The organism is Streptomyces zaehneri (genome assembly GCF_032248645.1).
Lineage (GTDB): Bacteria > Actinomycetota > Actinomycetes > Streptomycetales > Streptomycetaceae > Streptomyces > Streptomyces coriariae.
On the sequence record NZ_JASTTJ010000029.1, the window covers coordinates 48,097 to 72,598 of the forward strand.

Below are 24,502 nucleotides of genomic sequence, written 5' to 3' on the forward strand. Positions count from 1 at the left end.
GCCGATGAGGCGGCACAGCCGCTGAAGCCGCACGACCGCTGAAGCCGCACGACCGCTGAAGCCGTACGTCTGCCGAAGCCCCCCGTACGACCGTCGAAGTCCCGTATCGCGTTCGAGCCAGGAGGATTCCATGCCGCCCGTCGCCCGTTTCCGTTCCGTCGTCCTCGACTGTCCCGACCCGCGCGCGCTCGCCGACTTCTACGCGGCGGTCCTGGGCGGTACGCCCGAGGCCGAGGACGGTGCGGACGACTGGATCGTCCTGCGCGTCCCCGGCGGTCCCCGGGTCGCGTTCCAGCAGGTCGAGGGGTACACCCCGCCGGAGTGGCCGCGCGCCGACCGCAATCCGCAGCAGTTCCACCTCGATCTCGACGGCTACACCGACTACCCCGCCCTGTCCGACGGACCCGCTCAGCCGTCCAGCGACTCGATCGTCGCGTGGGACGGCGACCGGGTCGCCTGAAGGCCGCGGGCCACGTCCTCCGCCGCGCCGAGTACGCGTACCGCGTTCTGCCAGGTCAGCTTGGCGAGGTCCGGCCTGGACCAGCCGCGGTCGAGGAGCTCCGCGATCAGGTTCGGGTAGCCGGAGACGTCGTCGAGGCCGTCGGGCGTGAAGGCGGTGCCGTCGTAGTCGCCGCCGATGCCGAGGTGGTCGATGCCGGCCACCTCGCGCATGTGGTCGAGGTGGTCGGCGACCGTGGCGACGGTGGCGATCGGGCGGGGGTTCGTCTCCTCGAAGACCCGGTGGACCTTCATCGCCTCGGCCGTGGTGGCGAGGTGGTGGAAGCCGTTCGCGCGCATGTTGTCGTCGGCGGCGGCCGTCCAGTCGACAGCCGCCTGGAGGACGAACTTCGGCACGAAGGTCACCATCGCCATGCCGCCGTTGGCGGGGAGGCGTCCGAGGACGTCGTCCGGGATGTTGCGGGGGTGGTCGCACACCGCTCGCGCCGAGGAGTGCGAGAAGATCACCGGCGCGGCCGTCGCGTCGAGCGCATCCCTCATGGTCGTCGCCGCCACGTGCGAGAGGTCGACCAGCATGCCCTCGCGGTTCATCTCGCGCACGACCTCGCGGCCGAACGCGGTCAGGCCGCCGGCCTTGGGCTCGTCGGTCGCGGAGTCCGCCCAGTCCACGTTGTCGTTGTGGGTGAGCGTCATGTAGCGCACGCCGAGCGCGTACAGGCCGCGCAGGGTGCCGAGCGAGTTGGCGATGGAGTGGCCGCCCTCCGCCCCCATGAGCGAGGCGATCCGGCCCTCCGTGCGCGCCGTCTCCATGTCCGCGGCCGTCAGCGCGGCACGCAGGTCCCGCGGGTGGCGGGCGATGAGCCGCCGTACGCAGTCGATCTGCTCCAGCGTCGCCGGGACCGCGTCGGGCAGGTCCGCGCGCACGTACACCGACCAGTACTGCGCGCCGACCCCGCCCGCGCGCAGCCGGGGGATGTCGGTGTGCAGGTGGGCGTGCTGGTGGCCGGCGATGTCACGGGCGTCGAGGTCGTAGCGGACCTGCTCGCGCAGCGCCCAGGGCAGGTCGTTGTGGCCGTCGACGACGGGGAACTCGCGCAGGAGCTCGCGGGCCGCGTCCAGTGAGGTCATCTGCGTCACTTTCCGAAACCGAAGCCGTTCGAGCCCTCGACCTTGGCGCGCAGGCGCTTGCCCTTCTCGGTGGCCTGGTCGTTCAGCTCCTGCTGGAAGTCCCGCATGCGGGCGAGCAGCTCCTCGTCCTGGGTGGCGAGGATGCGGGCGGCCAGCAGCCCGGCGTTGCGGGCGCCGCCCACGGAGACCGTGGCGACCGGGACACCGGCCGGCATCTGCACGATCGACAGCAGGCTGTCCATGCCGTCCAGGTACTTCAGGGGCACGGGTACGCCGATCACCGGCAGCGGGGTGACGGAGGCGAGCATGCCCGGGAGGTGGGCGGCGCCGCCGGCGCCCGCGATGATCACCTTGAGCCCGCGCCCGTCCGCCTGCTCGCCGTACGCGACCATCTCGCGCGGCATGCGGTGCGCGGAGACGACGTCGACCTCGTACGCGATCTCGAACTCGTCGAGGACCTGGGCTGCGGCCTCCATGACCGGCCAGTCGCTGTCCGACCCCATGACGATGCCTACAACTGGGCTCATTCGGTGATCGTGCCTCTCAGGTAACCGGCTGCGTGACGTGCGCGTTCGAGGACGTCGTCCAGGTCGTCGCCGTAGGTGTTGACGTGTCCGACCTTGCGGCCGGGCTTCACGTCCTTGCCGTACATGTGGATCTTCAGCTGGGGGTCGCGGGCCATGCAGTGCAGGTACGCGGAGTACATGTCCGGGTAGTCGCCGCCGAGGACGTTGACCATGACCGTCCACCCGGCGCGCGGACGCGGGTCGCCGAGGGGGAGGTCGAGGACGGCGCGGACGTGGTTGGCGAACTGCGAGGTGATCGCGCCGTCCATCGACCAGTGGCCCGAGTTGTGCGGGCGCATCGCCAGTTCGTTGACCAGGACCCCGGCAGACCCGTCGGGGTGACGGATCTCGAAGAGCTCGACCGCGAGGTGGCCGACCACGTCGAGTTCCTTGGCGATGCGCAGGGCCATCTCCTCGGCGCGCAGGGCGAGGGACCCGTCCAGACCGGGCGCGGGCGCGATCACCGTGTCGCAGACGCCGCCCACCTGCTGCGACTCGACGACCGGGTACGCGACCGCCTGCCCGTGCGGGGAGCGCACGACGTTGGCGGCGAGCTCGCGGACGTAGTCGACCTTCTCCTCCGCGAGGACGGGGACGCCGGCCCGGAAGGGGTCCGCCGCCTCCTCGACCGAGTCGACGACCCACACGCCCTTGCCGTCGTAGCCGCCGCGGACGGTCTTGAGGACCACCGGGAAGCCGTCGCCCTCGGCGCCCTCGGCCAGGCCTTCGGCGGCGAACGCGGCGACGTCGGCCGGGTCGGTCACGATCCTGTGCCGGGGGCACGGGACGCCGATCGCGTCGAGCCGCGCGCGCATCACCCCCTTGTCCTGGGCGTGCACCAGCGCGTCGGGGCCAGGGCGGACGGGGATGCCGTCCGCCTGGAGCGCCCTGAGGTGCTCGGTGGGTACGTGCTCGTGATCGAAGGTGATCACATCGCACCCCCGCGCGAACTCACGGAGCGTGTCGAGATCGCGATAGTCGCCGATGACGACATCGCTCACGACCTGCGCCGCGGAATCCAGTGGGGTGTCACTGAGGAGCTTGAATCTGATGCCGAGCGGGATGCCCGCCTCGTGTGTCATACGAGCGAGCTGGCCCCCGCCGACCATGCCGACTACCGGGAACGTCACGACCCCAGGGTATCGGCCACGCCACCGCGGCCGAATTCCGTGCCTCTTACCGGGCCCTTCCCCGTCTCATACCGACCGTTTCCCCGCTTCTTCCCCCCTGGTCACGGGCCCGTGAGCCGGACCACAGGAAACCGACAAGAGTGGTGGTTAGCATGGCTGGGTTGACGAAACCGAACCCGGACGGGGGCCTGTACGACCATGGCGCATGGTTCCTCGGGGCTGAGGAGGGTCGTCCGCGAGCTCGCGAAGTTCGGAGCCGTGGGCGGCGCGGGGCTGCTCGTCAACCTCGGAGTCTTCAACCTCGTCCGGCATCTCACCGACCTTCAGGTGGTGCGGGCCAGCGTCATAGCGACGGTCGTGGCCATCGCCTTCAACTACGTGGGGTTCCGCTACTTCACCTACCGTGACCGCGACAAGAGCCGGCGGACGAAGGAACTGACGCTGTTCCTGCTGTTCAGCGTGGTGGGACTGGTGATCGAGAACGGTCTGCTGTTCGCGGCCACGTACGGGTTCGGCTGGGACAGCCCGATCCAGAGCAACGTGTTCAAGTTCGTCGGCATCGGGATCGCGACGCTGTTCCGGTTCTGGTCGTACCGGACGTGGGTGTTCCGGACGCTGCCCGCGAAGGAGGCCGTGGCCGACGCCGAATCGTTCCTGACGGTGACCGGGCAGTCCCGGGGGCCCGAGCCGAGGGCCGGGCAGCGGGTCGGCTGACCCGGGTCCGAGCAGAGGGGCCGGGCAGCGGGTCGGCTGACCGTCGTACCCGACCGCCCTACCTGACCGTCGTACCCGACCGTCCTACCTGACCGTCGGCTCGCCGTCCTGCGCGGTCCGCTTCTGCGGGGGCGTACTGGACAGGAACAGCCCGAAGATCGGGGGCTGGGCCTGGAGCATCTCCAGGCGGCCGCCGTCGGCCTCCGCCAGGTCACGGGCCACCGCCAGGCCGATGCCCGTGGAGTTGCGGCCGCTGATGGCCCGCTCGAAGATGCGGGCGCCCAGATCGGCGGGGACGCCGGGACCCTCGTCGGTGACCTCGACCACGGACTGGTTGCCGGTGACACGGGTGCGCAGCGCCACCGTGCCGCCGCCGTGCATGAGGGAGTTCTCGATCAGGGCTGCCAGGACCTGGGCGACCGCGCCGGGCGTGCCCACCGCCCGCAGATGGCGCTTTCCGGAGCTGACGATGGCCCGGCCCACGCCGCGGTAGGCGGGGCGCCACTCGGCGAGCTGCTGCTGGATGACCTCGTCGAGGTCGAAGGTGACCGCCGAGCCGGTGCGGGGGTCCCGGGCGTTGGTCAGCAGGCGTTCGACCACGTCCGTCAGGCGCTCCACCTGCGTCAGGGCGATCGTCGCCTCCTCCTTCACGGTGTCCGGGTCGTCGGTGAGGGTGATCTCCTCCAGGCGCATCGAGAGGGCCGTCAGCGGCGTGCGCAGCTGGTGGGAGGCGTCCGCCGCGAGGCGGCGCTCGGCGGTCAGCATGCGGGCGATGCGCTCGGCGGAGGCGTCGAGGACGTCGGCGACCCGGTCGAGCTCGGGAACGGCGTACCGCTTGTGCCGGGGCCGCGGGTCGCCCGAGCCCAGCCGCTCCGCCGTCTCGGCGAGGTCGGTCAGGGGGGAGGCGAGCCGGTTGGCCTGGCGGATGGCCAGCAGCACCGCCGCGATCACCGCGAGCAGCGCCACCAGGCCGATGATGAGCAGCGTGCGGCCTACCTCCCGGGTGACCGTGGAGCGCGGCTCCTGCACGAGGACGGTCTCACCCTCCTCACCCCGGGCCGTCGCCTTGATCACATCGCCCTGGGGCTCGGTGCCGACCTGGATGACCGGCCGGCCGGGGATCCGGATCTCGGCGTAGCGGTCCTGCGTGACCTGGTCGCGCAGTATCTCGGCGGTGACGTTCTCCGAGCCCACCAGCCGGCTGTCCACGATGCTGGCCAGCCGCAGCGCCTCGGAGTCCACCCGTTCCTGGGCGCTGTTGCTGATCGTGCGGGTCTCGACGATGACGAGGGACACCCCGAAGACGGCGATGACGACGAGCACCACGGCAAGGGTGGACTGAATGAGACGGCGACGCACGGTGCCCTCCGGAGGGTGACTTCACAAGACCGGTGCGGGAAACCGGCTCAGGGGCACGGGGAACTGCGCGGCCGGCCCCCACCGACCCGCACCCGACCACGCGACGCGCATGGTCGGGCCGCCCCGCGGAGCGCTCGGCTCAGCTCTTCTCGAAGCGGAAGCCGACGCCCCGCACGGTGGCGATGTAACGGGGGTTCGCCGCGTCGTCGCCGAGCTTCTTGCGCAGCCAGGAGATGTGCATGTCGAGGGTCTTGGTCGACGACCACCAGGTGGTGTCCCAGACCTCGCGCATCAGCTGGTCACGGGTGACGACCCGGCCCGCGTCCCGGACGAGGACCCGCAGCAGGTCGAACTCCTTGGCCGTGAGCTGGAGTTCCTCCTCGCCCATCCAGGCGCGGTGCGACTCCACGTCGATGCGGACGCCGTGCGTGGCGGGCGGCTGCTGGGGCTCGGTCGCGCCGCGCCGCAGCAGGGCCCGGACCCGGGCCAGCAGCTCGGCGAGCCGGAAGGGCTTGGTGACGTAGTCGTCGGCGCCCGCGTCCAGACCGACGACGGTGTCCACCTCGTCGGCGCGCGCGGTCAGGATGAGGATCGGGATGGCGTGGCCCTCCGAGCGCAGTCGGCGGGCCACCTCCAGACCGTCCATGCCGGGCAGCCCGAGGTCGAGCACGACCAGGTCGACGCCGCCCTGCATTCCGGCGTCGAGCGCGGTGGGGCCGTCCTCACGCACCTCGACCTCGTAACCTTCCCGGCGCAGGGCGCGGGCCAGCGGCTCCGAGATGGACGCGTCGTCCTCGGCGAGCAGTACACGGGTCATGAGCTGATGGTAGTCCGCGCCGGGCGGCGGCCGAAGTGTGATCGCCCGGCCGTTTCTTACTCACGGACATGCCGGACAGACGGCATGCCGAGCGACCGGCCCTCCCCCCGTCGATCTTGGTACGGACCTACGGTCGGTGGATGGCATCCTGGTGGAGACCTTCAAATCCTCGCCCACGGCTCCTTGATCACCTGTGATCCGTGTCTCAAGTCCTTCCATATCAGGCGTTGTGCTGCCGTATGGTGAGGTAACGCCTGTAGCACGCACGGACCTTCGGCGGTCGGCTAGACGTCGAGGGTCTCCTTCGTGTGCGGGCCGGTCCCCGCCGGCCTCCAAAGGAATGACCTGTGGCCGGGCCCCCGACTCGAGGGGGCGTGGATCCCGGTGGTCGCCGTCCGCCGCTCCGAGACCCGGAGCGGACTCCCCCGGGGCGTGGGGGTGGACGACGCGCTCCGCCGGTGCCGGCCGCCCCCCACCGGGCGCGCAAGGCTCCACTGCGGCGCGCGTCCCGAGCAGCAAGGAACGACATGGCGTCCAGCCTGACGAAGGACTCGGTCCGCCCGGGCACACCCGGCTCCGGGAAGACCTTCTTCGGCCACCCCCGCGGACTGGCCACTCTCTTCATGACCGAGATGTGGGAGCGTTTCTCCTACTACGGCATGAAGGCCCTGCTCCCGCTGTACCTCGTGGCTCCGACGGGCCTGCACCTCGACACCGCGACCGCGATCACCATCGCTTCGGTGTACGTGTCCCTGGTGTACCTGCTCGCCCTCCCCGGCGGCTGGTTCGCGGACCGCGTCCTCGGCCCCCGCAAGACGGTCGCCCTCGCCGGCCTGATCATCATGCTGGGCCACCTGACTCTCGCGGTGCCCGTGGCCGGCGTCTTCTACGTCGGCCTCGCCCTCGTGGCGCTCGGCTCGGGGCTGCTGAAGGCCAACATCTCCACGATGGTCGGCCACCTCTACGACGGCCCGAACGACCCCCGCCGCGACGGTGGCTTCACCGTCTTCTACGTCGGTATCAACACCGGCGCCTTCGCCGCGCCGCTGATCATCGGCACCGTCGGCGAGAAGGTCGACTGGCACCTCGGCTTCGCGCTGGCCGCGCTCGGCATGGCGCTGGGCCTGGCCCAGTTCCTGCTCGGCACCCGCCACCTGAGCTCGCGCAGCGACATCGTGCCGACCCCGATGTCCGCCGCCGAGAAGACGTCCACCCTGCGCAAGGGCCTGTTCTGGCTGGCCGCCGCCGCGGTCTTCTACGGCGCCGTCGGCCTCTCCGGCCACTTCACGCTCAACTGGGCCATGATCCCGCTCACCGTCATCGGGCTGATCGTCCCGGTCTGGGTGATCGCCCGCATAAGGCGGGACAAGGCGCTGGACCCCACCGAGCAGTCGCGGGTGTCGGCGTACGTCTGGTTCTTCGTGGCCGCCGCCGTGTTCTGGATGATCTACGACCAGGGCGCCACCACGCTGTCGATCTTCGCCGACTCCTCGGCCGACAACAGCGTGTTCGGCTGGGAGTTCCCGGTCTCCTGGTACCAGTCGGTCAACCCGGTCATGATCATGGCCGCGGCCCCGGTCTTCGCCTGGCTGTGGCTGTGGCTGAACCGGCGCGGCAAGGAGCCGAGCACGGTCGTGAAGTTCGCCTCCGGTCTCATCCTGGTCGGCGCGTCGTTCTTCGTCTTCCTCATCCCGCTGTCGATCGCCGACGGCGGCCACAAGGCCGCGGCGCTGTGGATCGTCGCGATCTACTTCATCCAGACGATCGGTGAGCTGACCCTCTCCCCGGTCGGCCTGTCGGTCACCACGAAGATGGCTCCCGCGAAGTACGCCTCGCAGATGATGGGTGTCTGGTTCCTCGCGGTCACCGCGGGCGACTCGTTCACCGCCCTGCTCTCCAACCCGGCCGTCGGCGGGGTCAACCTGGACAAGATGGGCTTCGTGGCGTTGGAAGCCGTCCTCGCCGTGCTCGCCGGCGTCGCGGTGTGGATGTACCGCGGCAAGGTCAAGCGACTGATGGGCGACGTCCACTGACGTCCGCTCCCGCGCATGCCGGAGGGCCGCCGTACCCACGTGGGTACGGCGGCCCTCCGTCGTTGCGCCCCGCGCGGCTCAGTTCGCCCTTCTCCTGGGCATGAACGTGAACACCGCGCCGCCCAGCAGGATCGCCGTGCCCGCGACCAGGCCCAGCGCCTTCAGGGTGCCGTGGTCGCCGGAGCCCGTCTCCGCGAGGCCGCCGCTCGTCGACGTGGACCCGCCCGAGGACGACGACGAGCCGCTGCCGCCGGACGCGCCGCTCGCCTGTTCCGCGGTGTTCAGCGTGAGGGAGACGGCCGTGCTGTCCGGAGTGCAGGTGGTGGTCGTGCCCATGGCCTCGATCGTGAGGACGCCCGGGGAGAGCGTGGACTCACCGGTCGCGCCGGGCTTGTAGACGCCGGTGAGGTCCGGGATCTCGATCGGGTCGTTCTGCGGGATCGGCGCGGGGTTCAGCGGGCCCTCCACCGTGACCGAGCCCTCGTCCGCGCCGCCCAGCACGATCTGCATGGCCGGCTTCACCTTGCCGGCCGGGATGTCGATCGGGCTGTCCATGACCGACTTCTTGAACTGCACGGTGAGGTCGTAACTCCCGCCGTTCTTCTTGGCGTTGATCTGGATCGGCGAGGTCGCCTTCTTCTCGCCGATCGGTGACTGGCAGGTGTAGGGGATGTCGACGACCTTGCCGGTGAAGTCGGTCCGGCCGTTGTCACCGCCGCTCTCGGACGCCGAAGGGGAGGTGCTGGGTGTGCCGGACGCGCTCGCCGAGGGTGACTGGCTCTGGCTCTGCGAGGGGTCGGGCGACGTACTCGGCGAGGCCGAGCCCGAGCCGGAACCCGAACTCCCCTCGCCCGCCGTCACGGTGATGGTCGCCGCCGGCTGGACGGCCTCCGTCGGCGCGCACTTGGTGTCCGTGGAGAGCGCGTTGACGACGTACGCGTCCGGGGTCAGCGTCACCTGTCCGGCCGCCGTCAGCTTCAGCGTGCCCTTCATGTCGGACAGCGTCATCGCGCCGCCCTTGGGGATCGCCGGGTTCTCGCGCGGGCCCTGCATCGCGATGTCGGCGGTCTGCGCGCCGGCCGCCTTGAGGGTGCCGGAGGGCTGGACCGAGTTCGCGGGCAGGTCGATGATGTCGGGGTTCTTCGACGCGGCCTGGGTGAACTTCCACACGACGTCGACGGTGTCGCCGACCTTCGCCGTCGCCGGTGCGGTGATCTCGACCTTGGTGGTGCCGTTGACGTCGGGCAGACCGATGCCCGAGGGCGGAACGCACTTGGTGGCGTAGGCCACCTCGGCGGCCTGGGCCTGCCCGGCGCTCACGCCCAGCAGGACGGCCGCCCCGGTCAACAGGACGGCGGCGCCCGCCGCTGCCGCTCGCTTCCGCGCGGGCGCACGGTCAGGTGATACGGCTCTCTCACTCACGTGGATCCCTTCCTGCCGGGAGTCGTGGGAGTCGTGGGACTCGTCGGATGGTCTTCGTGCGGTGCGGAGAGCCGGCCCGCCGGGCCCGGACCGGTGTCCGGGGTGAACCACGGCAGGGTCGTGTTCGGGGTGGGGGGCGCGGGCCTCGGGGGCGCGATCGCCGGCTTGCGCCTGCGTCCGTGCCCAGGGGCGTCGCGCCCGTGCCCGGGGGCGGGCGAGGGCCGTCGGGCGCCGTGGCGCGGGCGTACCCGGTCCACCACCGCCATCCCGATGCGGAAGACCGCCGCCGGCACCACCAGGCAGAGCAGGATCCAGAACAGGGTCACGCCCCAGGGGCGCCCCACCCCCCACGGCTGTTCGGCGAGGACCTTCCCGCCGTACCTGAGGGAGACGGTGTAGTCGCCGTGGGCGCCGGCGGTGAGTTCGACGGGCAGGTCGACACGGGTCTTCTCGCCGGGGCCGAGCGTGCCGTGCCACTGCCGCTCGTCCCACTGCGGGGCGAACACCCCGTGGGCGGTGCCGACCTGGAAGACGGGGTTCTCGACGGCCGCGGTGCCCACGTTGCCGACGGTGAAGGTCAGCGTGCGGGAGGGCGGCGCCCCGAACCAGGTCAGCAGGGAGCCGGAGCCGTCCAGCCGGGTGTCGCTGAGCACCGCCAGGCGTCCGCCGGCCGTCTGCGCGGGAAGCGGTTCGACCGGGTGTCCCGCCACCTGGAACACCGCGTCGGCCCGCGCCTTCGCTCCGGTCGCGGTGGCCACGTGCACCACACAGGGGCACGGCACCGGCGGCTCGGTCACCGGCAGCGTCCGGCTGAAACGGCCGTCCGCGTCGGTGGTGACGGCGCGGCCGTCGGCGTTGGCACAGGAGTTGGTGCCGCCGACCACGCCCCGGGCCGGTGTCGCCTGCCCGCAGACCAGCAGCATCAGCAGCGTGCGCGACCGCCAGCCGGTGCCGTTGACGGTGATCGAACCGCCCGTGCCCGCCTGCGCCGTGGAGAGGGTGACGGCCGGTTTGCCCTCCGCGGCGGCGGCCGGGCCGGCCGAGAGCGACGAGAGCGGGAGCAGCATCAGCAGCAGGGCCGGCAGCAGCGCCGTGATCCGGGGCTTGCCTCTCATGTCGGTGCTCCCGTCGCCGCCGCCCGGTTCGTGGCCGTTCCGCGCCCGCGTCGCCGTACGGCCACCGCGGCCGCCGTGACCGACAGCGCGCCGGCCGCCGTGCCCGCCGCCGCGCCCCAGGGCACGAACCGCGCCGACGCCCGCCCGGTGGCCCGCGCCGCGCCCGGCGCGGTCACCGTGAGGCGGACGGTGACGGCGTCCAGGGCCGGACGGTCGGGCCACGGTTCGTCGAGCGTGAGGCGGCGGCCCGGGGGCAGCCGGACGGGCAGGGTGCGCGGGGCGCGGTCCAGGACGGCGCCGAGAACGCCGTCCGCGTGTACGGCGAGCCGCGGGACGAGGTCCGTGGTGCCGCGGTTGACCAGCTCGTACGTGATGCGGTCGCCGCGCACGGCCACGTGCTCGACGGTCAGCGCGGCCAGCTCGGGGCCGCCGACCCGGATCAGCAGCCGGACGGCGGACTCCCGGCCGGTGGAGTCCCGTACGAGGAGTCGGCCGGCGCGGTCGCCGGGCGGCGCGTCCGCCGGGACCGTGACCGTGAACGGCACCTCGGCGCGGGTGCGGGCGGGGATGCCGAGGGCAGGTTCGGCGAAGGCGACCCGGAGCCCGTCGCCGGTGGCGCGCAGCCGTACGGTGAGCGGCCCCGTGCCCCGGTTGGTCACGGCGAGCGTGTCCTGGAGCACCGCGCCGGGCGTGCCCTCCGCGTAGAAGGACGGCCGTCCCCCGCCGGAGGGCGCGACCGACCAGCCGCCGGCGGTGGCCGGGGTGGCCGCGAGCAGCAGCGGCAGCGACAGGGTCAGCAGCAGGGCACGGGCGGCGGCGTACGGCATCGGCGGCTCCAGCACTCGTACGAGGGGGACGGTCAGCGGGGGGCGCGTGCCGTCCGGCCCCGCCGGGTCAGCCACAGGGTGCCCGCCGCGCCCGCGAGCAGCACCGTGCCGCCGAGGGTGCCGAGGGCGATGGCAGAGTCCTCGGGGCCGGTCTGCGGGAGGCCGCCGCCGGAGCCGCCGTCACTCGTGGCGCCACCGCTCGTGCCGCCACCGCTCGTGCTGCCGCCGCTCGTGCCGCTTCCTCCGCCCGACGCGGTCACGTCGAGGGTCAGCGAGGGGCCCGCGTTGTTGGCGGGCGTGCAGGTGGTGGTCGTCCCGAGCGCCTTGATGGTGAGCACGCCGGCCGTGAAGGTGACCTTGCCGGTCTTCTTCGGGGTGTACGTGCCGCTCAGGTCGTTGATCTTGATGGGGGTGTTCTCGGGGATCGCGGCCTGGTTGGCGGGGCCGGTGACCTCGAGGGTGCCGCTGTCGGCGCCGCCCAGTCGGATCGTGGCGCTCGGCTTCATGGAGCCCGCGCCGAGTTCGACGGGGCTGGACGAGACGCCCTTCTGCCAGGACATGGTGATCTTGTAGCCGCTGCCGCTCCTGACGCCCTTGATGTCGATGGGCGACACGGCGCTCTTGTCGCCGATGGGCGTCTTACAGGCGTAGTTGACGTTCACGACCTCGGCCATGGCCGCGGGGGCGGCCATCCACACCGCCGAGCCGGCCAGGGCCGCGGCAGTCGCGAGCGCGGCGGTTCGCTTCCGGTACGACACGGTCCCGTCCCCTCACTCCCACCGCCCCGCCCTTACTGACGAGGCATCAGATTGAGCCGTCAAGGTACGCCCGGGGCGATGAGGAGGGAAGAGAACATACGCCCCGGAGTTGTGGCGATCCGGCGTGCGGGTTCGGGGGGTTTCGAGGACGCCCGGACTCCCCCCCGGCGCCACAGCGACAGAGGAACGACGACCGCCCCGCCGGGCCGCCGACACCGCCCCGAATGACCGATCCGCCCACCGCGCTCCCCCGGGACCGGGGCCTGACCGACGGGAAGCGGGACCGGGGGTGCCGCCGGCCGGGAGCGGGCCCAGGAGCCGCTCGCCCGGAAGTCGACGCAGGAGCCCGCCGGGCCGGAAGTCGACGCAGGAGCCAGCCGGCCCGGAAGCCGACGCAGGACCCCGCCGGGCCGGAAGTCGGCACAGGCCGCCGGAAGCAGGCCCGGGGGGCGAAAGGTGGCCTGGGCCAGGGGTGGAAGGTTCCCGGATCCCGGAACGGAAGGTTCCCGGGCCCCGGGGTGGTCAGGCCGGGGCGCCCAGTTCCGCCCAGACCGTCTTGCCCGCGATGTCCGGGGTCCGTACGACGCCCCAGTCCAGGCACAGACGCTGGACGATGAACATGCCGTGGCCGCCGGGGCGGCCCGCCCGGTGCGGGGTGCGGGGGGCCGGCTGGCCCGTGCCGCGGTCCGAGACCTCGACGCGGATCACCTTGTTGTCGCAGCTGAGGACCATCGCGTCCGGCCCCTCGGCGTGCAGGCACGCGTTGGTGACCAGCTCGGAGACGACGAGCAGCACGTCCTCCGCGGCGGCCCGTCGGTCGGCGGTGGCCGCGGGCAGCCAGGCCCACGCGTAGAGCGCCTGGCGGGCGAAGTCGCGGGCGAGCGGGACGACCCCGCTGGCGCCGTCGAAGCTCAGCCGACGTACCTGGCGGCCGCCCTGCGACCCGGACGCCACGGTCGCCGCGCCCCCTGGGGACGCCTCGACTCCCGGTGCGCCCGCTTGGGACGCCCCAGGAGCGTCGCCGGGCTCCGGACCGCGGTCGCCCGGCGAACAAGGCCGGGTGGTGCTCATCAGCGCTTCACCTCACCGATTCCCCGATTCACCGGTTCACAATTCACAAGTCGGATCACTGCAAGTCTGCACATGGGCGGACGGCGTTCGCGTCGGCATTGCCGCCGACATGTTCGGGTTCTGGATGTCTCCTGCCCGAGAGAACCGCCGGAACACCCCCCGTTCACGTCCGTTCGCAACCGTTTCCGGCGGACGGCGAAGCTCAGCCGTCCTCGTCACGCTCGTCGTGCCCGTCGCTCAGGGCGGCTTCGACCGTGTCGTGCACGGTGAACACCGCGTCCGCGCCGGTGATCTCGAAGACCCGCGCCACCACGGGCAGCATGCCCGCCAGATGGACCCCGCCGCCGGCCGCCTCCGCCTTCAGGCGGGCGCCGAGCAGCACGTTGAGCCCGGTGGAGTCGCAGAACTCCAGACGCGTGCAGTCCACCACAAGGCGACTGAGCCCCTTGGAGAGGCAGTCCTCGAGTGGTTCACGCAACAGATCGGCGGTGTGGTGATCCAACTCACCCGCCGGGGTCACCACGGCGCTGGAGCCCTCTTGCCGCACCTCGACCAGAAGCCGGCCAGACTGTGCGCTGCCGACCGTCCCGCGGTCCATGCCGTCTCTTCTCCTGGGGTCGTTGACTGCTTCCTGACGCCCTCGCACCCTACGCCTTCGACCCGCACCTCAACACCCGAACAATCACACACAAACAGACATACTCGGACAAAATGCACTTGCGGCGGGGCAAGTAAAGCGGGTAGGGCTAGGAGAAGCACGTAACCGACACGGCCGGCTTCGGAGGCGCCGCACACCGCAGTGCACTCACTGGCTTCGGCAGCCATACGCCGAGAACGATGGAGGACATCATGTCACCCCGGCTCGACGCACCGCCTACCCGCGGAGCGACGTCGACACCCCCTCCGGAACAAGAACATCTGAAACCCATCGCGCAGGACGCGGCACCGGACGTCGACCCCACCGACGTCCTCGCCGGACTTCCGGAGATCCCCCCGTACGACGAGGTCGGAGCCGTCGACGCACGGGCCCTGTCCAAGACCCTGTTCGCACGGCTCGAATCCCTCGAAGAGGGCACGTACGCATACTCGTACGTCCGCAACACCCTCGTCGAACTGAACCTCGCCCTGGTCAAGTTCGCCGCCTCCCGGTTCCGCTCCCGCAGTGAGCCGATGGAGGACATCATCCAGGTCGGCACCATCGGCCTGATCAAGGCGATCGACCGCTTCGAGCTGTCGCGCGGCGTCGAGTTCCCGACCTTCGCGATGCCAACCGTCATCGGCGAGATCAAGCGCTTCTTCCGCGACACGTCGTGGTCGGTGCGCGTCCCGCGCCGGCTCCAGGAGCTCCGGCTCGACCTGGCCAAGGCGGGCGACGAACTGGCCCAGAAGCTCGACCGGGCGCCCACCGTCGTGGAGCTGGCCGAGCGTCTCGGCATCTCCAACGAGGAGGTCGTCGAGGGCATGGCCGCCTCCAACGCGTACACGGCCTCGTCGCTGGACGCGCAGCCGGAGGAGGACGACTCCGAAGGCGCCCTCGCCGACCGCATCGGCTACGAGGACCACGGACTCGAGGGCATCGAGTACGTGGAGTCGCTGAAGCCGCTGATCGCGGAGCTCTCGTCCCGCGACCGGCAGATCCTCTCCCTCCGCTTCGTCGCCGGTCTGACCCAGTCGGAGATCGGTGAGGAGCTCGGCATCTCGCAGATGCACGTGTCGCGGCTGCTGTCGCGGACCCTGGTGCGGCTGCGGAAGGGGCTGACGGTCGAGGAGTGACCCGTCCCGTCCGTGTCCGGGTGCGCCCCGGACACGGACGCCGGTGTCGCCCCGGCCTCTCGCCTCCGCCCTCCTCGGAAACCTCCCCACGGAACCGTCCGGTTCTCCGGGGCCCCTGGTGTCCTCATGCTGAAAACCCCCTGGCCGGATTCCCGTCGGTGACTACTCTGGCTCAGCCCTCTGACCAGCAGAGCCGCTGGGCCAGTCGCGTCATCTGCTCATGAGGAGCCCCATGCCCGACTCCCCTGCCTCCGCTCCTGCCTCGCCCGTTCCTGCCTCGCCCGTTCCTGTCCCGTCCGCCCCTGCTGCCGGTCCCTCCGCGCTCGGGCGGCTCGCCGATCTTCCCGTTCTGCTCGTCGCCGTCGTCTGGGGTTCCAGTTATCTCGCCGCCAAGGGCGTCACCACGGCGGACACCGTGCCGGCCGTGCTGGTGCTGCGGTTCGCCGTGGTGCTGCCGGTGCTGGTGGTCGTGGGGTGGCGGCGGCTGCGCGCGCTGAGCGGGCCGCAGTGGCGCGGGGCCGGGGTGCTGGGGCTGATCCTGGCCGGGATCTTCCTGCTGGAGACCTACGGTGTCGTGCACACCTCCGCGACCAACGCCGGGCTGATCATCAGCCTGACCATGGTGTTCACGCCGCTCGCGGAGAGCCGGGTGCGCGGGGTGCGGCTGCCGGGGGCGTTCATGGCGGCGGCGGGGCTGTCGGTGCTCGGCGTGGCGCTGCTGACGCAGGGCGCCGGGTTCACCGCTCCGTCCGGGGGCGATCTGCTGATGCTGGGGGCGGCCGTCGCCCGTACCGTGCACGTACTGGCCATGGCGCGCATGGACTCGGTACGCGGCGCCGACGCGCTGTCGCTGACGACGGTCCAACTGGGTTCCGCGGTGGCCGTGTTCGCGGTGCTGGTGGCGCTGCCGGGGGCGGGCGCCTCACCGTGGGCGGCCGCGGCGGACTTCGACGGCGGCGACTGGCTGGGGCTGGTCTACCTCTCCGTGTTCTGCACGCTGTTCGCGTTCTTCGTCCAGATGTGGGCGGTCCGCCGCACGTCGCCGTCCCGGGTCAGCCTGCTGCTGGGCACCGAGCCGGTGTGGGCGGCGGCCGTGGGCATCGCGCTGGCCGGGGACCGGCCGGGGTGGCTCGGCTACGTGGGCGCGGTGCTCGTGCTCCTCGGCACCGGATGGGGGCGGACGGTGGCGGACCGGGACAAGGGGCCGGAGCCGGCTCAGACGACCCGTACGCCGCGCCGCCACACCCCCGAGACGAGCGGCACGCCGGGCCGGTAGGCGAGGTGGACGTGGCTCGGGGCGTCCAGGAGCGTCAGGTCGGCACGGGCGCCGGGGGCCACGCGTCCCACGTCCGTGCGGCGCAGGGCAGCGGCGCCGCCCGCGGTCGCCGACCACACCGCCTCGTCCGGTGTCATCCCCATGTCCCGCACCGCGAGCGCGATGCAGAACGGCACCGACGAGGTGAAGGACGAGCCGGGGTTGCAGTCCGTGGAGAGGGCGACGGTGACGCCCGCGTCCAGCAGCCGGCGCGCGTTCGGCCACTCGGCCCGGGTGGAGAACTCGGCGCCGGGCAGCAGCGTGGCGACCGTGTCGCCGCTCGCGAGGGCGTCCACGTCCGCGTCCGTGAGGTGGGTGCAGTGGTCGGCACTGGCCGCGTCCAGCTCGACCGCCAGCTGCACGCCGGGCCCGTAGGAGAGCTGGTTGGCGTGGATGCGGGGGTGCAGTCCCTTCGCCCTGCCCGCGGTGAGGATCGCGCGGGCCTGGTCGCCGTCGAAGGCGCCCTTCTCGCAGAAGACGTCGATCCAGCGGGCGTGCGGGGCGCAGGCGTCGAGCATCTCGCCGGTGACCAGGGCCACGTAACCGGCCGGGTCGTCGGCGTAGTCGGGAGAGACGATGTGCGCGCCGAGGTAGGTGACCTCGTCGGTGTGGGCGGCGGCGAGGCGCAGGGCGCGGGCCTCGTCGGCGACCGTCAGGCCGTAGCCCGACTTGGTCTCGAAGGTCGTGGTGCCCTGGCGCAGCGCCTCGGAGAGGAAACGGGTGAGGTTCGCCTCCAGTTCCCCGTCGGTGGCCGCCCGGGTGGCCGCCACCGTCGTGCGGATGCCGCCCGCCGTGTAACCGCGGCCCGACATCCGGGCGTTGAACTCCTCGGTGCGGTCGCCCGCGAAGACCAGGTGGGAGTGGGAGTCGACGAAGCCCGGGAGGACCGCCCGGCCGCCGGCGTCGACCCGGTTGTCAGTGGCGGGTGCTTTGCTTGATTCACCGGTCCACACGACGCGGTCGCCCTCGATGACGACGGCCGCGTCCCGGACCAGCCCGAGCGGGGTGCTGTCGCCGAGGGAGGGATCGTTGGTGACCAGCGTGGCGATGTTCGTGATGACGGTGGTCGTGCCGGTCGTGCCGGTGCTGCTGCTCATCGTCGTGTCCTCGTGGGGGGCGGGAGCCGGTGGTGGTCGCTGGGGCGTTTCTTTCGGATCGGTTCGGATCAGGCGGCCGTGTCCGGTGCGGTGCGTCGCGAGGCGGAGCATGATCCGCGTACCGGGTGTACGCGGGTCGTGCGACAACGCCGCGAGGTGCCGTGCCGGGCGCCCTGGACCCGGGCTGACCCGAAAGCGCCCTAGGCGTGCAGGGCCGCCACGGCCCGCGCGAGGGCCTGCGGCACATCCGGTACGAGCGTGTGCGCCCCGTCGCGTACGACGTGCCGCCCGGCGACGACCGTATGGCGTACGTCCGCCGCGGTCGCCGCGAATACGGCCGTCTCGGCGCCGAGCCTGGGCGGCGGGCCCGCCGTCCTGACCGAGTCGAGCGCGATGGTCGTGAAGTCGGCGGCCGCGCCGGTCTCCAGGGTGCCCGCGTCCGGGTTGCCGAGGGCCGCGTGGCCGTCGGCGGAGGCGGCGCGCAGCAGGGCGGACGCCGTCCAGTGGCCCCGCGTGCGGGTGCGCAGCCGCTCGTTCAGCTCCATGGCGCGGGCCTCTTCGAGCAGGTCGATGACGGCGTGGCTGTCGGAGCCCAGGGAGAGTGGTGAGCCCGCGGCCTGGAGGGCGACGGCCGGGCCGATGCCGTCGGCGAGGTCCCGTTCGGTCGTCGGGCACATGCAGGTGCCGGTGGCGGAGCGGCCGAGAAGGGCGATGTCCTCGTCGGTGAGATGGGTGTTGTGGACGCCGGTGGTACGCGGTCCGAGGACGCCGTGCTCGGCGAGCAGCTGCGTGGGCGTACGGCCGTGGGCCGCGCGGCAGGCGTCGTTCTCGGCGGTCTGCTCGGACAGGTGCACATGCAGCGGCGCCCGGCGCTCCTCGGCCCAGCGCGCCACCGTCGCCAGTTGTCCGGCGGGCACGGCCCGTACCGAGTGGATCGCCGCCCCGATCCTCGCGTGATCCCGTTCCTTGAGAAGTGCGCAGCGTTCGGCCCAGGCGTCCGCGTCGCCGTCGGAGAAGCGGAGCTGGTGGGCATTGGGGGGCTGTCCGAAGCCGGCGGACAGATAGGCGGTGTCGAGGAGGGTGATCCGGACACCGGCTTCGGCGGCGGCCTCGATCAGGGCTTCGCCCATGGCGTTGGGGTCGGCGTAGGGGGTGCCGCCGGGCGCGTGGTGCAGGTAGTGGAACTCGCCGACGGCCGTGATGCCGGCCAGCGCCATCTCGGCGTACACGGCACGGGCCAGCTGGTGATAGGTGTCCGGGGTGAGCCGGTCGGCGACCGCGTACATGACCTCGCGCCAGGTCCAGAAGGTGCCGGAGCCGACCTGCACGGTGCCGCGCAGGGCGCGGTGGAAGGCGTGGCTGTGGGCGTTCGCCAGGCCGGGCAGGGTGAGGCCGCGCAGGATCTCGGCGCCGGGCGGCGGGGTGCCGACGCCCGTCCGGACGGCGGTGATGCGGCCGTCCGTCACCTCCAGGGCGACGCCCGGCTCGACGTTCGTGTCGAGCCAGGCGTGCTCCAGCCAGTACGTCCGTGTCCGCTGCGTGGGGGTCACCGGCAGGCCAGTCCTTCCAGTACGTCGGCGAGGGCGTGCACCCCGGCCACGCAGTCGTCCTCGGCGGCGAACTCGGCCGGGGAGTGCGAGACACCCGTGGGGTTGCGCACGAACAGCATGGCGGTCGGGATGGTCCCGGAGAGGATTCCGGCGTCGTGTCCGGCGCCGGTGCCCAGGACCGGGACCTTGAGGTCCGTGTCGCTGCCGAGGATGCGCGCGAGTTCGTCGCGCAGGGCGTGGTCGAACTCGACGACGGGCGTGAACGACTCACGGACGACGGCCAGGTCGATGCCGTGGCTCTCGGCGTACTCGCGGGCGGCCTTCTCCACACCGCCGACCACGGTGTCGAGAGCGTCCTGGTCGGCGGCGCGGGAGTCGAGCCAGCCGCGCACCAGGGAGGGGATGGCGTTGACGCCGTTCGGCTCGACGGAGATCTTGCCGAACGTGGCGACGGCGCCCGCGAGCCGGGCCTCCCGGCGGGCGGCCAGCACGGTCTCGGCGTACGGCAGCATCGGGTCGCGCCGGTCCACGAGGCGGGTGGTGCCGGCGTGGTTGGCCTCGCCCCGGAAGTCGAACCGCCAGCGTCCGTGCGGCCAGATGGCACTGGCCAGGCCGACCCGGTCGCCGCTCAGGTCGAGGGCGCGCCCCTGCTCCACGTGCAGCTCCACGAAGGCGCCGATCCGGGCGAGCCGCTCGGGGTCCGCGCCGATGGCGTCGGGGTCGTGGCCGGCGGCCTCCATGGCCTGCGGAAGGGTGATCCCGTCGCCGTCGGTGAGCCGGTGGGCCTGCTCCGGTGTGAGCCGGCCCGCGGTGAGCCGGGAGCCGACACAGGCGAGTCCGAAGCGGGCGCCCTCCTCGTCACCGAAGTTGACGAGAGCGAGCGGCCTGGTGAACGTGACGTCCCGCGCGCGGAGTTCGTCGAGCGCGGCGAAGGAGGACACCACGCCCAGGGGCCCGTCGAAGGCGCCGCCGTCCGGCACCGAGTCGAGGTGCGAGCCGGTGACGACGGCGTCGCCGGCCGCCGGGTCCCCGAGCCACGCCCACTGGTTGCCGTTGCGGTCGACCTCGTAGGTCAGGCCCCGCGCCTCGGCCTGTTCCCTGAACCACGACCGGCAGTCGGTGTCGGCGGCGGTCCAGGCGTAGCGGCGGTAGCCGCGGGACTCGGAGTGCCGTCCGACGGGCGCCAGCTCACGCCACATCTCCTGGAAGGAGGTATTGGCCGCCGCCGGCCGTGGGCCGTCGTCGCGCGGGGCGGGGCCGGTGGGCGCCGGACCCGCGGTCGGCGACGAGGGCTCGGCTCCCGCCGGACCGTGGCCGCCCCGCTCGTCTCGCGGAAGGGTCACGCGTCGTCACCTTCACGCATGGGCACCCGCACGCCCCGCTCGTCGGCGACCGATTCCGCGATGTCGTACCCGGCGTCCACGTGCCGGATGACGCCCATGCCGGGGTCGTTGGTGAGGACGCGGCGGATCTTCTCGCCGGCGAGCTTGGTGCCGTCGGCCACGGAGACCTGGCCGGCGTGGATGGAGCGGCCCATGCCGACGCCGCCGCCGTGGTGGATCGACACCCAGGACGCCCCGGACGCCACGTTGACCATGGCGTTCAGCAGCGGCCAGTCGGCGATCGCGTCGGAGCCGTCGAGCATCGCCTCGGTCTCGCGGTACGGGGAGGCGACGGAACCGCAGTCGAGGTGGTCGCGGCCGATGGCCAGCGGGGCCGCCAGCTCGCCCGACGCCACCATGTCGTTGAAGCGCTCGCCGGCCTTGTCGCGCTCGCCGTAGCCGAGCCAGCAGATACGGGCGGGCAGGCCCTGGAAGTGGACGCGCTCGCCGGCCAGCTTGATCCAGCGGGCCAGCGACTCGTTCTCCGGGAAGAGGTCGAGCATCGCCCTGTCGGTCTTGGCGATGTCGGCCGGGTCCCCGGAGAGCGCCGCCCAGCGGAAGGGGCCCTTGCCCTCGCAGAACAGCGGGCGGATATAGGCGGGGACGAAGCCGGGGAAGGCGAACGCCCGGTCGTATCCGGCGAGTTGGGCCTCGCCGCGGATGGAGTTGCCGTAGTCGAAGACCTCGGCTCCGGCGTCCATGAAGCCGACCATCGCCTCGACGTGCTTCGCCATCGACTCGCGGGCCCGGGTGGTGAAGCCGGCCGGGTCCTTCTCGGCGGCGTCGGCCATGTCCTCGAAGGCGATACCGGTGGGCAGGTAGGCGAGCGGGTCGTGCGCGGAGGTCTGGTCGGTGACGATGTCGATGGGGGCGCCCGTCGCGAGGAGCTGCGGGACCAGCTCGGCGGCGTTGCCGAGGAGGCCGATGGAGAGCGGCTTGCGCTGGTCGCGGGCCGCTACGGCCAGCTGGAGCGCGTGGTCCAGGCTGTCGGCCCTGACGTCCAGGTAGCGGTGCTCGATGCGGCGCTCGATGGCGCGCGGGTCGCAGTCGATGCAGATCGCCACGCCGTCGTTCATCGTGACGGCGAGCGGCTGGGCGCCGCCCATGCCGCCGAGGCCGGCGGTGAGGGTGATCGTGCCGGCGAGGGTGCCGGAGAACTTCTTCGCGGCGACGGCGGCGAAGGTCTCGTAGGTGCCCTGGAGGATGCCCTGGGTACCGATGTAGATCCAGGAACCGGCGGTCATCTGGCCGTACATGGTCAGGCCCAGCTGCTCCAGCCTGCGGAACTCCTCCCAGTTGGCCCAGTCGCCGACGAGGTTGGAGTTGGCGATGAGGACACGCGGGGCCCACTCGTGGGTCTGCATGACGCCGACCGGGCGGCCGGACTGCACGAGCATGGTCTCGTCCTGCTTGAGGGTCCTGAGCGTGCGGACCATCGCGTCGAAGGAGCGCCAGTCGCGGGCCGCCTTGCCGGTGCCGCCGTAGACGACGAGCTTGTCGGGGTGTTCGGCGACCTCGGGGTCGAGGTTGTTCTGGAGCATCCGCAGCGCGGCTTCCTGCTGCCATCCCAGGGCGCTCAGTTCCGTACCGCGTGGCGCTCGTACGGGGCGGGGTCCTGACATGGTCTGCCTCCTTGCGGATGGGTGATCCCGGCGGTTGTTGCTGTTGTTATTCACATCCTGACTCGATGAATAGGGCTAGTCAATACATCGGGGCCATGGCATCGCGGTCGCGGCATCGCGGCCATGGCATCGGGACCACCGCGCGCGGAGGCGTTGACGGGAAGAAGGGGGCGCGCGTTTTCGCGTTCACCACCCCGCAGGAACATGCGCGCCGTTGACGCGCGCCGCTGGGCTGGTGTTGAACGGTGGAGAAGGGGCGCATGGGGCGCCGATTCGGCCCGAAACGGGGTCAGTCGACCCACGTTAGCCGCCCCGCCGCATGTTCCGCCGGAAAATGCCAGAAGACTCACCCCTCGACGCCTACGTTGCGTAGCTTCTTCATCACTCAGCCGAACCGAAGGCGGGAGGGGAGCCCAACGGTGCCCGGAATCGACGAGTGTCTACTGGAGGCCATGCGGCTGCCCGGTGCCCGGGGTGCCGCGCTGGTCGACTGGACCAGCGGGCTGGCCCTGGGCGCGGTCGGGGAGTTCCCCGGCGGCGACCACGAGGCGGCGGCCGCCGAGGCCGCCGAGGTGGCCCGGCTCACGGCCGAGCAGCGGGCGTTCGCACCCGACGGCTACGACCGTCGCGACGGCCAGGACGACCACGACGGCCGCCAAGACGGCCAGGGGAGCGGGGGCGGGGTCGCCGATCCTCCGGTCGAGGACCTGATCATCAGCAACCGGGACAGCTACCACGTGCTCCGCTTCGTACCGACGTCCTTCGACAGCAGCGTGTTCCTGCACGTGTGGCTGGCCCGGCCGGACGGCAACCTCGCGCTGGCCCGTATCCGGCTGGGCGAGATGGCCGGACGGCTGGTGCTGGGGTGACCGCGGTGAGAACGACCCCGCAGGGGACGACCCCGCCGCCCCGGCTGCCCGTGCGGGAGAAGTCGGCGGCCCGGGAGCGCGGCGGCGGACTGTCGCCGATGCTGAACCGGCTCGCGGCCGAACGGGCGACCGGTGTCCTGGAGTGCGAGCGCGGCTCGCTCTACCTCGCCGAGGGCCGAGTGGTGCACGCCGAGAGCCCCCTCGCCCCGGGCCTCGACGTGCTCCTCCTGGCCCACGGCACGCTCGCCCCCGCCGTCTGGCAGGACGCGGTGGACCGGGCCGACGAGGAGTACGGCGTCGCCCGGCTGCTGCTCGACGCCGGTCGCGTCCCGCGCGGCGCGCTGGAACTGTGCCACCTGGAGGCGGTCTTCGACGCGGCGTACTTCGCGCTCACCCCCAGCAGCACTCCCGGCCGCTTCCGGTACGGCGCCGGGCACTGGCTTGGCACGCTCCGGCCGGTCCCGGTCGAGGCGGTCGAACGCGAGACGGTGCGCCGGCGTGAGCTGCTGCACCGGCTCTGGCCGGACCCGTTGACCGACGCGGCGCCGCTGCGGCGGGCCGAGACCGTCGCTGCACCCGCGCCGACCGCCCGGCAGAGCGCCGTGCTCGCCTCGGTGGACGGCGTACGCACCGCCTCGGACATAGCCCGGGAGCTGGGCCGGCAGGCCTTCCACACCCTGGTGGACGTCCGGCGGCTGGCTGCGGCGGGGCTGCTCACCGCCCTCTTCCCGCCACCCCGGCAGCACCGCCTGCCGCCGGTGGCGCCCCCGCTCCGTCCCGGACCGGCCGCAGGTCCCGCCGTGAGTCCTGCCGCCCCCGCCCCCGACCCGCCACCGGGCATCACCCTGCCCCGTGTCAACGACCCCGACATCACCTTGCTGAAGAGGCTCAGGGATGCGCTGGAGGCCCTTTGAACGGCAGCGACCGCGCGCCGAGAGGAGCGAGCTGATGGTGTCCGAGCCAGAGATACTCGACGAACTCCGGCGGCTGCGGGCCCGGGTGCCCCAGCTGACCGGCGCCCTGACGGCCGGCGTGGACGGTCTCGTCCTCGCCCACGACACACCCGGCGTGGAGCCGGAGGTCGTGGCGGCCCTGACGGCCGCCGCCCTCGGCGTCGCGGTGCGGATGGCGGACACCACCGGCCAGGGCGACTTCCGCGAGCTGCTCGTGCGCGGGGTCTACGGCTATGTCGCGACCTACGCGGCCGGTGAGAGCGCCGTGCTGACCCTGCTCGCACAGGACCGCGTCAACGTCGGCCGGCTGCATCTGGAGGGCCGCCGGTCCGGGGCCCGCATCGGGGAGCTCGTCGACGCGTGGGAGGCGAAGGCGCGGGAGGCCAAGGCCGCCGCCCCGCCACCGGCCAGGGCTGCGGCGAAGACCCCCGCGAAGGCGCCCGTCCGGACGCCCGCAAAGCCACCCGTCGTACGGACCAGATCGGCGCGCGGATCGGCCACCACCAACGCGCGCACCACCACGGAAAGTTGAGAAGGAACCG

The 24,502-nt window shown here is 72.4% G+C and carries 23 protein-coding genes; 8 read left to right on the forward strand and 15 right to left on the reverse strand.

Features of this window, described 5'->3' with window-relative positions; all coding sequences use genetic code 11:
- Positions 1 to 130 precede the first annotated feature (130 nt).
- On the forward strand, positions 131 to 460 hold the full coding sequence (locus QQM72_RS35225) for a VOC family protein (protein ID WP_314224864.1): 330 nt from the start codon (positions 131 to 133) through the stop codon (positions 458 to 460).
- On the opposite strand, the gene QQM72_RS35230 is transcribed toward QQM72_RS35225, so the two are convergent.
- Genes QQM72_RS35230 through QQM72_RS35240 form a run of 3 tightly spaced genes read right to left on the reverse strand, consistent with a single transcriptional unit; the run spans position 409 to position 3,283 of the window.
- A complete protein-coding gene (locus QQM72_RS35230; protein ID WP_314224865.1) occupies positions 409 to 1,587 on the reverse strand; it encodes a dipeptidase in 1,179 nt (392 codons plus the stop codon). The genes QQM72_RS35225 and QQM72_RS35230 overlap by 52 nt on opposite strands.
- 5 nt (positions 1,588 to 1,592) lie before the next feature.
- Complete coding sequence (gene purE, locus QQM72_RS35235; RefSeq protein WP_078615627.1) at positions 1,593 to 2,114, reverse strand: 5-(carboxyamino)imidazole ribonucleotide mutase; 522 nt, start codon at positions 2,112 to 2,114, stop codon at positions 1,593 to 1,595.
- The gene (locus QQM72_RS35240) at positions 2,111 to 3,283 is read right to left on the reverse strand and encodes a 5-(carboxyamino)imidazole ribonucleotide synthase (RefSeq protein ID WP_314224866.1); all 1,173 of its coding nucleotides are present in this window, start codon (positions 3,281 to 3,283) and stop codon (positions 2,111 to 2,113) included. The genes purE and QQM72_RS35240 overlap by 4 nt, the downstream gene beginning before the upstream one ends.
- Before the next feature lie 198 nt (positions 3,284 to 3,481).
- On the opposite strand from QQM72_RS35240, the gene QQM72_RS35245 reads away from it, so the two are divergent.
- Positions 3,482 to 3,997 carry a GtrA family protein gene (locus QQM72_RS35245; protein WP_314224867.1) on the forward strand — a complete coding sequence of 172 codons (516 nt, stop codon included), beginning with the start codon at positions 3,482 to 3,484 and terminating at the stop codon, positions 3,995 to 3,997.
- A gap of 84 nt (positions 3,998 to 4,081) precedes the next feature.
- On the opposite strand, the gene QQM72_RS35250 is transcribed toward QQM72_RS35245, so the two are convergent.
- The gene (locus QQM72_RS35250) at positions 4,082 to 5,356 is read right to left on the reverse strand and encodes an ATP-binding protein (protein WP_314224868.1); all 1,275 of its coding nucleotides are present in this window, start codon (positions 5,354 to 5,356) and stop codon (positions 4,082 to 4,084) included.
- Positions 5,357 to 5,495: 139 nt separating this feature from the next.
- Entirely contained in the window at positions 5,496 to 6,173 is a 678-nt protein-coding gene (locus QQM72_RS35255; protein WP_314224869.1) for a response regulator transcription factor, read from the reverse strand.
- Positions 6,174 to 6,700: 527 nt separating this feature from the next.
- Here QQM72_RS35255 and QQM72_RS35260 point away from each other — a divergent pair.
- On the forward strand, positions 6,701 to 8,206 hold the full coding sequence (locus QQM72_RS35260) for a peptide MFS transporter (protein WP_314224870.1): 1,506 nt from the start codon (positions 6,701 to 6,703) through the stop codon (positions 8,204 to 8,206).
- A 78-nt stretch (positions 8,207 to 8,284) separates the two neighbouring features.
- Here the strand turns inward: QQM72_RS35260 and QQM72_RS35265 are convergent, their stop codons facing one another.
- The 6 genes from QQM72_RS35265 to QQM72_RS35290 form a co-directional block, all read right to left on the reverse strand.
- Positions 8,285 to 9,556 carry a hypothetical protein gene (locus QQM72_RS35265; RefSeq protein WP_314224913.1) on the reverse strand — a complete coding sequence of 424 codons (1,272 nt, stop codon included), beginning with the start codon at positions 9,554 to 9,556 and terminating at the stop codon, positions 8,285 to 8,287.
- A gap of 68 nt (positions 9,557 to 9,624) precedes the next feature.
- Positions 9,625 to 10,743, reverse strand: coding sequence for a hypothetical protein (locus QQM72_RS35270; RefSeq protein WP_314224871.1), 1,119 nt, complete (start codon positions 10,741 to 10,743; stop codon positions 9,625 to 9,627).
- Positions 10,740 to 11,570 (reverse strand): hypothetical protein, encoded by an 831-nt coding sequence (locus QQM72_RS35275; RefSeq protein ID WP_314224872.1) that lies wholly within the window; start codon positions 11,568 to 11,570, stop codon positions 10,740 to 10,742. The genes QQM72_RS35270 and QQM72_RS35275 overlap by 4 nt, the downstream gene beginning before the upstream one ends.
- A 32-nt stretch (positions 11,571 to 11,602) precedes the next feature.
- Positions 11,603 to 12,328 (reverse strand): LPXTG cell wall anchor domain-containing protein, encoded by a 726-nt coding sequence (locus QQM72_RS35280; protein WP_314224873.1) that lies wholly within the window; start codon positions 12,326 to 12,328, stop codon positions 11,603 to 11,605.
- Positions 12,329 to 12,850: 522 nt separating this feature from the next.
- Positions 12,851 to 13,399, reverse strand: a complete 549-nt coding sequence (locus QQM72_RS35285; protein WP_314224874.1) for an ATP-binding protein — start codon at positions 13,397 to 13,399, stop codon at positions 12,851 to 12,853.
- Positions 13,400 to 13,601: 202 nt separating this feature from the next.
- Complete coding sequence (locus QQM72_RS35290; RefSeq protein WP_314224875.1) at positions 13,602 to 13,997, reverse strand: STAS domain-containing protein; 396 nt, start codon at positions 13,995 to 13,997, stop codon at positions 13,602 to 13,604.
- A gap of 239 nt (positions 13,998 to 14,236) precedes the next feature.
- Here QQM72_RS35290 and QQM72_RS35295 point away from each other — a divergent pair, with 239 nt between their 5' ends.
- Both QQM72_RS35295 and QQM72_RS35300 read left to right on the forward strand, forming a co-directional pair.
- A complete protein-coding gene (locus QQM72_RS35295) occupies positions 14,237 to 15,172 on the forward strand; it encodes an RNA polymerase sigma factor SigF (RefSeq protein ID WP_314224876.1) in 936 nt (311 codons plus the stop codon).
- Positions 15,173 to 15,404: 232 nt separating this feature from the next.
- On the forward strand, positions 15,405 to 16,448 hold the full coding sequence (locus QQM72_RS35300) for a DMT family transporter (RefSeq protein WP_314224877.1): 1,044 nt from the start codon (positions 15,405 to 15,407) through the stop codon (positions 16,446 to 16,448).
- On the opposite strand, the gene hutI is transcribed toward QQM72_RS35300, so the two are convergent.
- The 4 genes from hutI to hutU all read right to left on the reverse strand — a co-directional run bounded on the left by hutI (position 16,388) and on the right by hutU (position 22,138).
- Positions 16,388 to 17,584: an imidazolonepropionase gene (gene hutI / locus QQM72_RS35305; protein WP_314224878.1), complete on the reverse strand. Its 1,197-nt coding sequence runs from the start codon at positions 17,582 to 17,584 to the stop codon at positions 16,388 to 16,390. The genes QQM72_RS35300 and hutI overlap by 61 nt on opposite strands.
- A gap of 200 nt (positions 17,585 to 17,784) precedes the next feature.
- The gene (locus QQM72_RS35310) at positions 17,785 to 19,134 is read right to left on the reverse strand and encodes a formimidoylglutamate deiminase (protein ID WP_314224879.1); all 1,350 of its coding nucleotides are present in this window, start codon (positions 19,132 to 19,134) and stop codon (positions 17,785 to 17,787) included.
- A complete protein-coding gene (locus tag QQM72_RS35315) occupies positions 19,131 to 20,333 on the reverse strand; it encodes an allantoate amidohydrolase (protein ID WP_314224914.1) in 1,203 nt (400 codons plus the stop codon). Before QQM72_RS35315 ends, QQM72_RS35310 begins: the two co-directional genes overlap by 4 nt.
- A gap of 140 nt (positions 20,334 to 20,473) precedes the next feature.
- Positions 20,474 to 22,138, reverse strand: coding sequence for a urocanate hydratase (gene hutU / locus QQM72_RS35320; RefSeq protein WP_314224880.1), 1,665 nt, complete (start codon positions 22,136 to 22,138; stop codon positions 20,474 to 20,476).
- 419 nt (positions 22,139 to 22,557) lie between these two features.
- Here hutU and QQM72_RS35325 point away from each other — a divergent pair, with 419 nt between their 5' ends.
- The 3 genes from QQM72_RS35325 to QQM72_RS35335 are packed head-to-tail and all read left to right on the forward strand — an operon-like array spanning position 22,558 to position 24,492.
- Positions 22,558 to 23,007: a hypothetical protein gene (locus QQM72_RS35325; protein WP_314224881.1), complete on the forward strand. Its 450-nt coding sequence runs from the start codon at positions 22,558 to 22,560 to the stop codon at positions 23,005 to 23,007.
- A complete protein-coding gene (locus QQM72_RS35330) occupies positions 23,004 to 23,921 on the forward strand; it encodes a transcriptional regulator (protein WP_314224882.1) in 918 nt (305 codons plus the stop codon). The genes QQM72_RS35325 and QQM72_RS35330 overlap by 4 nt, the downstream gene beginning before the upstream one ends.
- A 34-nt stretch (positions 23,922 to 23,955) precedes the next feature.
- A complete protein-coding gene (locus QQM72_RS35335; RefSeq protein WP_314224883.1) occupies positions 23,956 to 24,492 on the forward strand; it encodes a roadblock/LC7 domain-containing protein in 537 nt (178 codons plus the stop codon).
- The last annotated feature ends 10 nt before the right edge of the window (positions 24,493 to 24,502 follow it).